Source organism: Flavonifractor sp. An112, from assembly GCF_002161085.1.
Lineage (GTDB): Bacteria > Bacillota > Clostridia > Oscillospirales > Oscillospiraceae > Flavonifractor > Flavonifractor avicola.
The window spans coordinates 1-12,266 of the sequence record NZ_NFLU01000028.1 but is presented as its reverse complement, the minus strand read 5'-3'; the positions used below and the strand labels follow the sequence as shown (position 1 = coordinate 12,266).

Genomic DNA, 12,266 nt, shown 5'->3' with positions numbered 1-12,266 from the left:
CCCCCCCCCCCCCCCCCCCCCCCCCCCCCCCCCCCCCCCCCCCCCCCCCCCCCCCCCCCCCCCCCCCCCCCCCCCGCTTCTCTTATGCAGACTGATTTTTCTGTGCCTGACTGCCAAAATAGAAGGCGATCACCACCGAGAAGATGGTGAGAAACTGATCGGCAGCCACCTTGCCGGTGATGGCCAGGTGGAGAAAGGCAATGGTCAAAATCAGGGTGACCAGATTTTGGACCTGCATAATGCAGTGCAGGATCTGCTTCACGGTGAGCACCTCACAAAAAAGGATCGCGGAGCGTGGCTCCGCGATCCATTCTATGCAAGATTCAGCCCTTCAGCAGCAGGTCCAGCTCCTCCAGGGCACTGTCCAGCAGCTTGCTTACCGGCATATCTTCTACGCCGGCCACGATGTTGTCGCACTGATTCATGGGAACCAGGATCTTTTTGGCGGGCGACTGGCCCACCGCCACTGCCATAGCCGGGGAGATCTCTCCCAGCAGGGCGTCGGCAATGACAATGCCCAGAGGGCCCAGGATCACGTCCGCCCGGCGGCAGGCCACCAGCAGGGCATTTTCCCCGGTGGCGCCCTGAGAGGCGCCGCCCTTCAGCATGGCCGCCGTGGCCAGACTGTTGGTGCCTACGGCAAAGACCTGCAATTTGGGGTGACGGGCCACAATGCCCCGCACCAGCTGCTGGCCGATCCGGCCGCCCTGGCCGTCCACTACCAGAAGTTCCATGGCCGTCCCTCCGTCTTACAGCAGGATGACGCCGGCGTCCTGGCAGGCCTGGATGGTCTGCTCATCCCAGACGCTGGCCTGGACTTCGCCGATGTGGGCCTTGCCCAGCAGCAGCATACACAGCCGGGACTGGCCGATACCGCCGCCGATGGTCAGGGGCAGCTTGCCCTCCAGCAGCATCTTGTGGAAGGGCAGCTCCCGGCGGCTGTCGCAGCCGGCGATGGTGAGCTGGCGGTCCATGGCGGCGGGGTCCACCCGGATGCCCATGGAGGACACCTCAAAGGTCCGCTCCAGCACCGGGTTCCACACCAAAATATCGCCGTTCAGGTTCCAGTCGTCGTAGTCGGGGGCACGACCGTCGTGGGGCTTACCCGACTTGAGGGCGCCGCCGATGCCCATGAGGAAGGTGGTGGGATGCTCCTTGACCCAGGCGTCCTCCCGCTCCTTGGGGGTGAGGTCGGGCCAGCGGTCCTCCAGCTCCTGGGTGGTGACAAAGGACACGTCGGTGTCCAGGGGGGGCAGGGCGGTGAGCTGGGGGAAGACGGAGCGCAGGGTGGACTGGGTCTCCGCCATGGCCTTCACGATGGTGGACACGGTGGCCTTCAGATAATCCACCGTCCGGTCCCGGGGGGCAATGACCTTCTCCCAGTCCCACTGGTCCACATACACCGAGTGGAGGTTATCCAGCTCCTCGTCCCGGCGGATGGCGTTCATGTCGGTGTACAGGCCCTCGCCCACCGAGAACTGATAGCGGTACAGGGCCATGCGCTTCCACTTGGCCAGGGAGTGGACTACCTGGGCGTCCCGGCCGGCGTCGGGAATGTCGAAGGAGACTGCCCGTTCCACACCGTTCAGGTCGTCGTTGAGGCCGGTGGAGGCCTCCACGAACAGGGGAGCGGATACCCGGCGCAGGTGGAGGGCGCCCCCCAGGGTGTCCTCAAAGAGCCGCTTCAGCAGGCCGATGGCCTTCTGGGTGTCATATAAATTGAGACAGGGGGCGTACCCCTGAGGGATCACGGTTTGCAGCATGGCGCAGCACTCCTTTTGTCTGGAATTACAATGTAACACATTATACAGGAAAAGTATCCCGCATACAACCCCTACCGATGCTCCAGCCACAGCTTTTGCCGGGCCCGGAGCACAAAGAAGAAGATCCGCACGATCCAGTCTCCCACCATGGCGATCCACACGCCGATGACCCCCAGGCCAAAGTGGCCCCCCAGGATGTAGCTGCATCCCAGCCGCACCAGCAGCATGGAGCAGATGGAGATGACCATGGGTACCTTCACGTCGCCGGTGGCCCGCAGGGCGTTGGGCATGGTGAAGGCCATGGGCCAGAACAGCATGGCGCAGCCGTTGTGGATGAAAATCAGTACCGTGGCATACCACTGGGTCTCTGGGGTCAGGCTGTACAGCATGAGGATCAGGGGCAGGCCCAGCAACAGAATGCCGTTGAGGACCCAGGTAAAGAGGTAGGTCATTTTCACCAGCCTGACGGTGTAGGAGCGCACCTGGTCCCAGGCCTCGGCCCCCACGCACTGGCCCACCACCGTGATCAGGGCCAGGCCCATGGCGGTGCCGGGGATGACACCGAAGTTGTCAATGTTGTTGGCCACCGCGTTGGCGGCGGTCTGGGCGGTGCCGAAGGTGGAGATCAGGCTCACCAGCAGCACCCGGCCCAGCTGGAAGAAGCAGTTCTCCAGCCCGTTGGGCACGCCGATGCGGAGGATGCGGCCCATCATGTTCGGCTCAAACCGGAACTTGAGCAGGCCGGACACCCGCACCGGATTGTGGCGGCTGTGGAGGAGCACCAGCATAATGCCGGCGGCCACGATGCGGGAGAACAGGGAGGACAGGGCCACGCCGTCCACCCCCCGGTGAAAGACAAACACAAAGATGGCGTTGCCCACAATATTCTGTCCGTTCATCCAGGCGGAGACGTACATGGAGGCCTTGGAGTTGCCCATGGACCGCAGCAGGGCGGCGCAGCCGTTGTACAGGGCGATGAAGGGGTAGGACAGGGCGGAGATGATGAAATAGGTCACCGCACCCTCCATGACGGCGGGCTCCACCTGGCCGAAGAGCAGCCCCAGCAGGGGACGGCACAGGGTCAGGGACAGGGCCATGATGATGAGGGCGGCGGCGGTGACGATGTACATCAGCTGATTGGCGGCCCGGTTGGCCCGGTCCAGGTTTTCCGCCCCGATGGACTGGGCGCACACCACCGCGCCGCCGGTGGCCAGGGCGGAAAAGACGTTAATGATGAGCACGTTGATCAGGTCCACCAGGGCCACGCTGGACACGGCGGCCTCTCCGGCAGAGGACACCATCATGATGTCGGCCATGCCCACCATGACGGCCAGGAACTGCTCGATAATCAGGGGAATGATGAGTTTTTTCAGGGCTTGCTTGTTAAACACGGGGGTTCCCTCTCTCTGGTTGGGTTACATACCAAAAAAGTATACTACCGGCGGCAACAGGGCCGCAATGGGCAAAACCCACAGGATTGAGGGGGATGTGCCGCTTGCCTTTTCGCCGGATTGGAGGTATAATTTTCTGCGAAATTGGATCAAAAGCATAAGGAGGAGACCATGGAAAAGATTCAGATGACCACCCCCCTGGTGGAGATGGACGGCGACGAAATGACCCGGGTGCTGTGGCAGCAGATCAAGGACGAGCTGCTCCTGCCCTTTATCGACCTCAAGACCGAGTATTACGACCTGGGCCTGCCCTATCGGGAGCAGACAGGTGACCAGGTGACCGTGGACTCCGCCGAGGCCACCAAGAAGTACGGCGTGGCGGTGAAGTGCGCCACCATCACCCCCAACGCCCAGCGGGTGGAGGAGTACAAGCTCTCCCAGATGTGGAAGTCCCCCAACGGCACCATCCGTGCTATCCTGGACGGCACTGTGTTCCGTGCCCCCATCATGGTCAAGGGCATCTCCCCGGTGGTCAAGACCTGGAAGAAGCCCATCACCATCGCCCGTCACGCCTACGGCGATGTGTATAAGTCCACCGAGTACCGGGTGCCCGGCCCCGGCAAGGCCGAGCTGGTGTTCACCGGCGAGGACGGCCAGGAGCAGTTCCGTCAGACCATCTATGACTTTGAGTGCGGCGGCGTGCTCCAGGGCCAGTACAACAAGGACAGCTCCATCTCCTCCTTTGCCCGCTCCTGCTTCCAGTACGCCATCGATACCAAGCAGGACCTGTGGTTTGCCACCAAGGACACCATCTCCAAGAAGTATGACCACACCTTCAAGGACATCTTCCAGGAGATCTTTGACGCCGAGTACAAGGCCAAGTTTGACGAGCTGGGCATCGAGTATTTCTACACCCTCATTGACGACGCCGTGGCCCGTGTGGTTCGGTCCCAGGGCGGCTTTATCTGGGCCTGCAAGAACTACGACGGCGACGTGATGAGCGACATGGTGTCCACCGCCTTCGGTTCCCTGGCCATGATGACCTCCGTGCTGGTGAGCCCCGACGGCAAGTACGAGTACGAGGCCGCCCACGGCACCGTCACCCGCCACTACTACAAGTATCTGAAGGGGGAGGAGACCTCCACCAACCCGGTGGCCACCCTCTTTGCCTGGACCGGCGCCCTCCGCAAGCGGGGCGAGCTGGACGGCATCCAGGCTCTGGTGGACTTTGCCGACAAGCTGGAGAAGGCCACCATCGACACCATCGAGGGCGGCGTCATGACCCGAGACCTGGTGGGCCTGTGGGAGGGTGAGACCCCCGCTCAGGGCGTCAACTCCCTGGACTTCCTGAAGGCCATCCGGGCCAAGCTGGAGGCCAGCCTGTAACAGCCAAAAAGCAACTCTGACCAACAGGGGCAGCGGAGCGGCGGTCTGCCGTGCCGCTGCCCTTCTTTGATCCGGGAAGAAAGGAGGATCTCCATGAAAAAGCAGCTTCTGGCGGGAGCTCTGTCCCTGGCCCTCCTGGCCGGGCTGGTACCGGCGGCGGGGGCGGATTCCACCCAACAGGCCCAACAGGCGGCGGAGCACCTGTACTGCCTGGGCCTGCTGGACGGCGCGGGTACCGGCAGCGACGGGATGCCCAACTTTAATCTGGGGGGCACTATGACCCGGGGGGAGGCCATCACCATGGTGGTGCGGCTCACCGGCGGAAAGGAGGCCGCCCTCACCGGCGGAAGCACCCACCCCTTCACCGATGTGGACGACTGGGGGGAGCCCTATGTGGCCTACGCCTATGCAAACGGTATCACCACCGGGGTGAGCGATACGACCTTCGGCTTCCACAGTGCCATCACTCAGGAGGAATACCTGACCCTGCTGCTGCGGGCCATGGACTATACCGATGTGGACTGGCGTGATCCCTATGCCGCCGCCGACCGGCTGGGCCTGCGGGAAGGGGAGGACTATGTCCGGGACCAGACCTTCCAGCGCAGTGATATGGTCCTGCTGTCCGACCGGATGCTGGAGGTAACGCTGGCGGGGGAGGAGGTCACCCTCTATGAAAAGCTGGATCTCCAGGGCGCGCTGGAGCGGCGGGAACTGCCTGCTCCCAAGCTGCAGCCCGGGCCCACCGTAACGGTGGAGAGCACCTTTTCAGTCAGCAGCGTGGAGGATATGATCCGCCGGATGGCAGTCCAGGTGGACGCCCGCAACACCGCCCTCACCATCCATGTCCCGGTGGGGCAGGAAGGGGCGTACAGCCAGGCCCTGCTTACCGAGGATACCATCGACCGCTTCCCGGACGTGGATTCCATGGCCACCCGGTATTATCCCGATCAGGGCTACTTCACTGTGGAGATCCGCTACCGGGACTCCGCCCGGGTGATGGCCTATGTGGAGGGAAAGACGGATCGCCTGTCGGCCCAGGACATGGCCCTCTATGAGGAGGCGGTGCGGGTCCACGACAGTCTGGTGGACAGCACCATGAGCCAGTATGAACGGGTGAAGGCCTTCCACGACTACCTGTGCGACACCGTCACCTATCGAAAGACCGGGCCGGAGAGTCACACTGCCTACGGCGCACTGGTGAACCACGCCGCCGTGTGCCAGGGATATACACAGGCCATGGATCTGCTTTGCTTCCTCAGCGGCATCGACTGTGAGCATATCTTCGGTCAGGCCACCGCCAACGGCGTGACGGAGTATCACGCCTGGGTGCGGGTAAACATCGACGGGAACTGGTACAATGTGGACCCCACCTGGGACGATCAGGTGACCTATATCTCCTACGACTATTTCCTGGTGTCCGACGGGCATATGGACGGCCATATCTGGACCGCCTACCCCAACTGGCCCGTCTGCCCCAGCGACTATCCCCGGCCCTGAGGGCACGGTGGAAAACTGTGCCTTGACAAGTGAAAAGACCAGTGCTATGGTATAGCACAGAGTGAAGCTGAAAGAAGGCGTCACGAAGGGGTACACCACCGCGGGTGTAGTTCTTTCGTGACGCCTTTTTTGCGTTTGGAAGGAGGCAGATTATGCTGCAAGTCAACGGTCAGCCCATGGACCGGACAGGTCTGCATACCGTGCAGGACCTGCTGGACAAGCAGGGCTGGAAGGCCGCCCAGGTGGCGGTGGAGCACAACGGCGCCATTCTCCGCCGGGAGGACTTTTCCACAACCGCCCTGTCCGATGGGGACAAGCTGGAGGTGGTGCGGTTCGTGGGGGGAGGCTGACCCATGGACCGGGAAACGCTGGAACAGGCCCTCATCGCCCGCCACGGGGCGGAGAATCAGAAAAAATTTGCCGCCGCCTCGGTGGGCATCGCGGGCCTTGGGGGCCTGGGCTCCCACATTGCCGTCCACCTGGCCCGGCTGGGAGTGGGGCGGCTGGTGCTGGCCGACTTCGACCGGGTGGACGTGACCAACCTCCACCGGCAGCACTATTTCATTCCCCATCTGGGGCGGTACAAGACCGAGGCCCTGGCGGAACAGCTCAGGGGGATCAATCCCTGGCTGGATTATGAGATCCACACCTGTAAAGTGACGGCGGACAACGCCTGCACCCTGTTTCAGGGCTGTCAGGTGGTGTGCGAGGCCTTCGACCAGGCCGATCAGAAGGCCATGCTGGTGCAGACGGTACTTACCGGCCTGCCGGACACGCTGCTGGTAGCGGGCTCCGGCATGGCGGGAAGCGGCTCGGCCAACGCCATCCACACCCGCAAGGCCATGAGCCGCCTCTGGCTCTGCGGCGACGGGGAGAGCGATATCGACCAGGGGCAGGGACTGATGGCCCCCCGGGTGGCGGTATGCGCGGCACACCAGACCACTATGGTCATGCGGCTGCTGCTGGGACAAATGGAACCGTAAAACATCAAAGAAAGGAACGAACAACTATGGCAGATCAACTGATTTTGGGCGGACACGCCTTTACCTCCCGGTTCATTCTGGGCTCGGGCAAATATTCTCTGGACCTGATCCGGGCGGCAGTGGAGCACGCCGGGGCCCAGATCATCACTCTGGCCCTTCGCCGGGCCAACTCGGACACCGACAGCATTCTGGATCATATCCCGGAGGGGGTCACCCTGCTGCCCAACACCTCCGGCGCCCGCAACGCCGACGAGGCGGTGCGGATAGCCCGGCTGGCCCGGGCCTGCGGCTGCGGCGACTTTGTGAAGATCGAGATCATGCGGGACAGCAAGTATCTGCTGCCCGACAACTACGAGACCATCAAGGCCACCGAGATCCTGGCCAAGGAGGGCTTTGTGGTCATGCCCTATATGTACCCCGACCTGAACGTGGCCCGGGATCTGGTGGACGCGGGGGCAGCCTGCGTCATGCCTCTGGGCGCTCCCATTGGCTCCAACAAGGGACTGGCTACCAAAGAATTCATCCGCATTCTCATCGACGAGATCGATTTGCCCGTCATTGTGGACGCCGGCATCGGCCGGCCCTCCCAGGCCTGCGAGGCCATGGAGATGGGCGCCGCTGCCGTGATGGCCAACACCGCCATTGCCACCGCCGGGGACATCGCCGCCATGGCGGGGGCCTTCAAATCCGCCATCGAGGCGGGCCGGGCCGCCTATCTGGCCGGGCTGGGCCGGGTGCTGGACCACGGGGCGGCAGCTTCCTCCCCCCTTACCGGATTTCTGGCGGACTGAGAGGAGGAAGAGACATGGATCAGCCTATGGAAGGCATTACCGTGGTGGAGGTCAAGGACAAGATTGACCACATGACCTATCTGCCCGGCATGGAACAGATCGACCCCACCGTCCGACTCCAGGTGACGGCGGCCCGGGACGGCTATGATGAGACTATTTACACCGCCAAGGACGTGCGGGCCGCCCTGGACGCCGATGTGCGTACCCCGGAGCACTTTGCCGCCCTGCTGTCCCCGGCGGCCGAGCCCTTTCTGGAGGAGATGGCCCAAAAGGCCCGGATGGAAAAGCGGCGGTACTTCGGCGACAACGTGTACCTCTTTACTCCCATCTACATCTCCAACTACTGTGAGAACTACTGCATCTACTGTGGCTTTAACTGTCACAACAAGATCCGCCGGGCCAAGCTGGACATGGCGGGCATTGAGGCGGAAATGGCCGCCATTGCCAAAACCGGCCTGGAGGAGATTTTGATCCTCACCGGTGAGAGCCGGAAGATGAGCGACGTGCAGTACATCGGTGAGGCCTGCAAGATCGCCCGGAAGTATTTTAAAATGGTGGGCATCGAGGTCTATCCCATGAACTCCGATGAGTACGCCTACCTCCACCAGTGCGGGGTGGACTATGTGACGGTGTTCCAGGAGACCTACCACGCTGACCGGTACGAGCAGCTCCACCTGGCGGGCCATAAGCGGATCTTCCCCTACCGCATGGAGGCCCAGGAGCGGGCCCTCATGGGCGGGATGCGGGGGGTGGCCTTTGCCGCCCTGCTGGGACTGGACGACTTCCGGAGGGATGCCTTTGCCACCGGAATGCACGCCTGGCTCCTCCAGCGCAAGTATCCACACGCCGAGATTTCCTTCTCTTGCCCCCGGCTGCGGCCCATCGTCAACAACGACAAGATTAACCCCAAGGACGTCCACGAGCGGCAGCTGCTCCAGGTCATGTGTGCTTACCGCCTGTTCATGCCATTTGCCGGCATGACCATCTCTACCCGGGAGCGAGCGGGCTTCCGGGATCGGGTCATCGACATTGCCGCCACCAAGATTTCCGCCGGGGTATCCACCGGCATCGGCGGCCACTCCGGCGAGGAGGAGGGGGACGATCAGTTCGAGATTGCCGACAACCGGGACGTGGAGCAGGTGGCCCAGGCCATCCGGGACCAGGGCCTCCAGCCGGTGATGAACGACTATGTCTATGTTTGAACTGATATGCGTTACCCACCGGGGGCTGTGTGCCGACAACCTGCCCCAGCGGGTGGCCGCCCTGTGCCGGGGCGGCGTGAGCAAAGTCATCCTGCGGGAGAAGGACCTGTCCGAGGAGAAATATGAGGCCCTGGCCCGGCAGGTGCTGGCTGCCGGGGGAGACAAGGTGGTACTCCACCATTTTCCCCGGGTGTGTCAAAGGTTGGGCGTGCCCCGGCTCCACCTGTCCCTGGGGCAGCTGGAAGCCAAGCCTGACCTGCGGGAGCAGGTGAAGCTGCTGGGTGTGTCCATCCATGCCCCTGAGGAGGCCGTCCGGGCCCAGAAGCTGGGGGCGGACTATGTGACGGCGGGCCACGTCTTTGCCACCGACTGCAAAAAGAGTCTGCCCGGCCGGGGGCTTCCCTGGCTGGAGGGGGTGGTGAAGGCGGTGTCCATTCCGGTGTATGCCATCGGCGGCATCGGACCGGACAACCTGGCTGCCGTAGCTCGAACCGGGGCGGCGGGAGCCTGTCTCATGAGCGCTTTTATGGCCTGTCCAGACCCGCAGACCTATGTGGAAGGACTGCGGCAAATAACAGATTGAACGCAAAAGGCGCGGGACTACCCGCGCCTTTTTTATTGCCTCCATATTCGGAAGATGTTTCTAGCCCAGGAATACCTTGACAGAGTTGGCGGGGGTGAGTAAACTGGAAATGACATCCGTCGAATTCCCCCGAAATGGGGGCGCGGAAGAGAGAGGAAGATGGGTATGTTTTGTTATCGATGCGGCGCCCAGCTGACCGGAACAGAAAAATTCTGCGGGCACTGCGGTGCACCGCTGGAAGAGGCCTTGAAGTCTGTGGGCCAGGACCAGACCTCGCCGCCTCAGGATCAGACTCCTCCGGCAGCGGAGCAGCCGGTTCATGAGCCGGAGCCCGCTCCTGTGGAGGAACAGCCTGTCCAGCAGCCTACGGCGCAAGAGCCGGGTCCTGCTCCGGCGCAGGAGCCCCCCATACAGGAGCCGGGGACCCCGCCCGGATGGGGTGTGCCTCCTACCCAACCGCCCCAGCCGGGGCCTGTTTATGCGCCCGGACCCGGCGGACCTGGGAATGGTCAGCCCTCCGCCCCCAAGGGCGGCAAAAAGAAGTGGTTGCTGCCCGTCGTCATTGTGGCGGCCCTGGCGGTGGGCATAGGCGGCTTTTTGCTGTACCGGAATATCAGCACCAATCAGGCCTATCAACAGGCGGTGGAGCAGGGACGGGACGCCCTGAACCGGGGCAGCTACGCCCAGGCGGTGGACTACTATGAGCAGGCCCGGAATCTGCGGGGCCTGGAGAACGCCGACCGGCTGGCCCTGGCGGAGGCCTATCTGGCCCAGGACAACCGGACAGCGGCGGCCCGGCTGCTGGAGGAGGGCCCTCTCCAGGAGGGGGACGAGCAGTATGCCCTCTACCAGAAGCTGTATGCCATGTGCATTCTCTCCCCTGAAGTGGACGATGTGGACACCGACAACTTCCCGGTGGTCACCCTGAAGCTGGACTGCGATCAGCCCTTCCCTCTGGACCTGTCCGAGGTGGGCATCCGGGAGGATGGCCAGGACTGTGAGGTGCAGGAGGTGACCCAGGAGGATGGCCAGGTTGAGATCACCTACCTGACCTTTGACGCCGAGTACAGCGAGGAGCACCGCCAGCCTGTACTCACCTTCTCGGTGGACGGCATCTCCATGGAGCGGGAAGGAGACTACTATACCCCCTACTTCGTGCCCGCCCGGCTGCGTCTGGTGTCCACTGACGTCAGCGAATATCCTGTGGTCCGGGCCTATTTCCAGGTGGTGGACGACTACAGCGGCGAGACGGTGGAGGGCTTGGATTCCAACGCCTTCCGCATCATGGAGCGGGTGGAAGGCGGCGAGTATCTGGCTCGTGAAGTCAAGTCGGTGCTTCCTCTGGAGGGCAACGACGGCCTGAAGATCGATCTGGTGGCTGACAAGAGCGACAGCATCACCGAGTACGACATGGGCAAGATCAAGACCGTTATGACCGAGTTTGTGCAGGAGCTGGACTTCGCCCTGGGCGACCGGGCGGAGGTGCTGGCCTTTGACTCCATCGTGCAGCAGATGTGCTACTACACCGATGACGTGGGCCTGTTGGTCAACGGCATCAACAATATGTCCACCGACGGCCTCACTGCCTTCTATGACGCGGTGTACGACGGTGTGACCAACGCCACCCTTCAGGGCGGCGCCCGCTGCGTCATCGCCTTTACCGACGGCATGGACAACCGCAGCCGCCACACCCCTGAGGAGCTCATCCGCTACGCCAACACCCAGCAGACCCCGGTGTACATCATCGGCGTAGGCAACTCGGTGGAGACCAGCACCCTGCGCCATATTGCCGAGAGTACCGGCGGCCGCTACTGGTACATTGACGATCTCTACGACCTGGAGGCCATCTTCCAGCAGATCTATGACGAGCAGATGGACTACTATATCGTGGAGTACGAGAGCGACAGCGCCGCCGACAGCTACGCCACCCGTGACCTGCAGGTCAAAGTGTCCGGCCAGGGCTACCGGGGAGAGAGCGAGCTGACCGTTACCCCGGTACGCAGCATCCGGGACGACGGTGGCGTGGGCGGCGGACACCGCTACGAGCTGTTCAAAGAGAGCCTGACCTGGGAGGAGGCCTCCCGTCGCTGCCAGGAGATGGGCGGCCATCTGGCCACCATTACCTCTCAAGAGGAGATGGACCAGATCACTGCCATGGCGGAGGCCCAGGACGTGAAGTATATCTGGCTGGGCGGCTACACCTCCTATGACGACGCCGGCAACGTGTTTGGCCACTGGGTTACCGGTGAGGCATTCAACTTCCAGGCCTGGTCTGCCAACGAGCCCTCCCGTCAGGATCAGGACGGCACCGAGGAGTGGTACATCATGCTGTGGAACATTAAGGCGGTGGGCGGCTGGTGCTGGAACGACCAGCGCAACGATCCGGTCTCCGCTGTGCCCACCATGGCCGACGGCATGGGCTTTGTGTGCGAATTTGAAGAATAGGAGTATCGGCTGCCATGAAAGGAAAACGATGTGCCAAATCCTCAGGAGGGCGGATTGCTCTGGTGATTGTGCTCCTGGTTGTTGTGGCGGCGGCCGGAGGGATCGCCTGGTGGCTGCTGGGTTCCGGCGGTCCGGCTCCGGCGGCTGAGAGTACTGACCCGGTGACTTCCGCTCAGCCCACCCCGTCCCCCACACCGGCGCCCACTCCAACGCCCACGCCGGAAC

At 63.0% G+C, this 12,266-nt stretch carries 12 protein-coding genes and 1 pseudogene; 9 read left to right on the top strand and 4 right to left on the bottom strand.

The features are described 5' to 3' along the window. Positions 1-82: 82 nt before the first annotated feature. The 4 genes from B5E56_RS14000 to B5E56_RS13985 form a co-directional block, all read right to left on the bottom strand. A complete protein-coding gene (locus tag B5E56_RS14000; RefSeq protein WP_087188327.1) occupies positions 83-262 on the bottom strand; it encodes a hypothetical protein in 180 nt (59 codons plus the stop codon). Positions 263-323: 61 nt separating this feature from the next. Continuing rightward, positions 324-734 carry a DUF3842 family protein gene (locus B5E56_RS13995; protein ID WP_087330008.1) on the bottom strand — a complete coding sequence of 137 codons (411 nt, stop codon included), beginning with the start codon at positions 732-734 and terminating at the stop codon, positions 324-326. 15 nt (positions 735-749) lie between these two features. Continuing rightward, positions 750-1,763 carry an aspartate--ammonia ligase gene (asnA, locus tag B5E56_RS13990; RefSeq protein ID WP_087391285.1) on the bottom strand — a complete coding sequence of 338 codons (1,014 nt, stop codon included), beginning with the start codon at positions 1,761-1,763 and terminating at the stop codon, positions 750-752. 71 nt (positions 1,764-1,834) lie between these two features. Continuing rightward, positions 1,835-3,154, bottom strand: coding sequence for an MATE family efflux transporter (locus tag B5E56_RS13985; protein WP_087391282.1), 1,320 nt, complete (start codon positions 3,152-3,154; stop codon positions 1,835-1,837). 171 nt (positions 3,155-3,325) lie between these two features. On the opposite strand from B5E56_RS13985, the gene B5E56_RS13980 reads away from it, so the two are divergent. The 9 genes and pseudogenes from B5E56_RS13980 to B5E56_RS14535 form a co-directional block, all read left to right on the top strand. Continuing rightward, complete coding sequence (locus tag B5E56_RS13980; protein WP_087391279.1) at positions 3,326-4,540, top strand: NADP-dependent isocitrate dehydrogenase; 1,215 nt, start codon at positions 3,326-3,328, stop codon at positions 4,538-4,540. Between the two features lie 93 nt (positions 4,541-4,633). Further along, positions 4,634-6,037, top strand: coding sequence for a transglutaminase domain-containing protein (locus B5E56_RS13975; RefSeq protein ID WP_087391276.1), 1,404 nt, complete (start codon positions 4,634-4,636; stop codon positions 6,035-6,037). Between the two features lie 152 nt (positions 6,038-6,189). Beyond that, positions 6,190-6,387, top strand: a complete 198-nt coding sequence (gene thiS / locus B5E56_RS13970) for a sulfur carrier protein ThiS (RefSeq protein WP_087188322.1) — start codon at positions 6,190-6,192, stop codon at positions 6,385-6,387. A 3-nt stretch (positions 6,388-6,390) separates the two neighbouring features. Further along, the gene (gene thiF / locus B5E56_RS13965) at positions 6,391-7,020 is read left to right on the top strand and encodes a sulfur carrier protein ThiS adenylyltransferase ThiF (RefSeq protein WP_087391273.1); all 630 of its coding nucleotides are present in this window, start codon (positions 6,391-6,393) and stop codon (positions 7,018-7,020) included. A 26-nt stretch (positions 7,021-7,046) separates the two neighbouring features. Continuing rightward, positions 7,047-7,811 carry a thiazole synthase gene (locus tag B5E56_RS13960; protein WP_087188320.1) on the top strand — a complete coding sequence of 255 codons (765 nt, stop codon included), beginning with the start codon at positions 7,047-7,049 and terminating at the stop codon, positions 7,809-7,811. A 14-nt stretch (positions 7,812-7,825) separates the two neighbouring features. Beyond that, positions 7,826-9,013 carry a 2-iminoacetate synthase ThiH gene (gene thiH, locus B5E56_RS13955; RefSeq protein WP_242959008.1) on the top strand — a complete coding sequence of 396 codons (1,188 nt, stop codon included), beginning with the start codon at positions 7,826-7,828 and terminating at the stop codon, positions 9,011-9,013. After that, on the top strand, positions 9,006-9,596 hold the full coding sequence (locus B5E56_RS13950) for a thiamine phosphate synthase (protein ID WP_158098741.1): 591 nt from the start codon (positions 9,006-9,008) through the stop codon (positions 9,594-9,596). Before thiH ends, B5E56_RS13950 begins: the two co-directional genes overlap by 8 nt. A gap of 165 nt (positions 9,597-9,761) precedes the next feature. Continuing rightward, positions 9,762-12,041: a VWA domain-containing protein gene (locus B5E56_RS15035; protein ID WP_087391268.1), complete on the top strand. Its 2,280-nt coding sequence runs from the start codon at positions 9,762-9,764 to the stop codon at positions 12,039-12,041. 14 nt (positions 12,042-12,055) lie between these two features. After that, positions 12,056-12,266, top strand: a pseudogene (locus B5E56_RS14535) (hypothetical protein); the annotation flags it as partial.

What these genes read in the sequence shown, in the direction of transcription:
- thiS (WP_087188322.1), top strand. Translation starts at nt 6,190, where the DNA reads ATGCTGCAAGTCAACGGTCAGCCCATGGACCGGACAGGTCTGCATACC.
- asnA (WP_087391285.1), bottom strand. Translation starts at nt 1,763, where the DNA reads ATGCTGCAAACCGTGATCCCTCAGGGGTACGCCCCCTGTCTCAATTTA.
- B5E56_RS15035 (WP_087391268.1), top strand. Translation starts at nt 9,762, where the DNA reads ATGTTTTGTTATCGATGCGGCGCCCAGCTGACCGGAACAGAAAAATTC.
- thiF (WP_087391273.1), top strand. Translation starts at nt 6,391, where the DNA reads ATGGACCGGGAAACGCTGGAACAGGCCCTCATCGCCCGCCACGGGGCG.
- B5E56_RS13960 (WP_087188320.1), top strand. Translation starts at nt 7,047, where the DNA reads ATGGCAGATCAACTGATTTTGGGCGGACACGCCTTTACCTCCCGGTTC.
- B5E56_RS13950 (WP_158098741.1), top strand. Translation starts at nt 9,006, where the DNA reads ATGTTTGAACTGATATGCGTTACCCACCGGGGGCTGTGTGCCGACAAC.
- thiH (WP_242959008.1), top strand. Translation starts at nt 7,826, where the DNA reads ATGGATCAGCCTATGGAAGGCATTACCGTGGTGGAGGTCAAGGACAAG.
- B5E56_RS13995 (WP_087330008.1), bottom strand. Translation starts at nt 734, where the DNA reads ATGGAACTTCTGGTAGTGGACGGCCAGGGCGGCCGGATCGGCCAGCAG.
- B5E56_RS13975 (WP_087391276.1), top strand. Translation starts at nt 4,634, where the DNA reads ATGAAAAAGCAGCTTCTGGCGGGAGCTCTGTCCCTGGCCCTCCTGGCC.
- B5E56_RS13980 (WP_087391279.1), top strand. Translation starts at nt 3,326, where the DNA reads ATGGAAAAGATTCAGATGACCACCCCCCTGGTGGAGATGGACGGCGAC.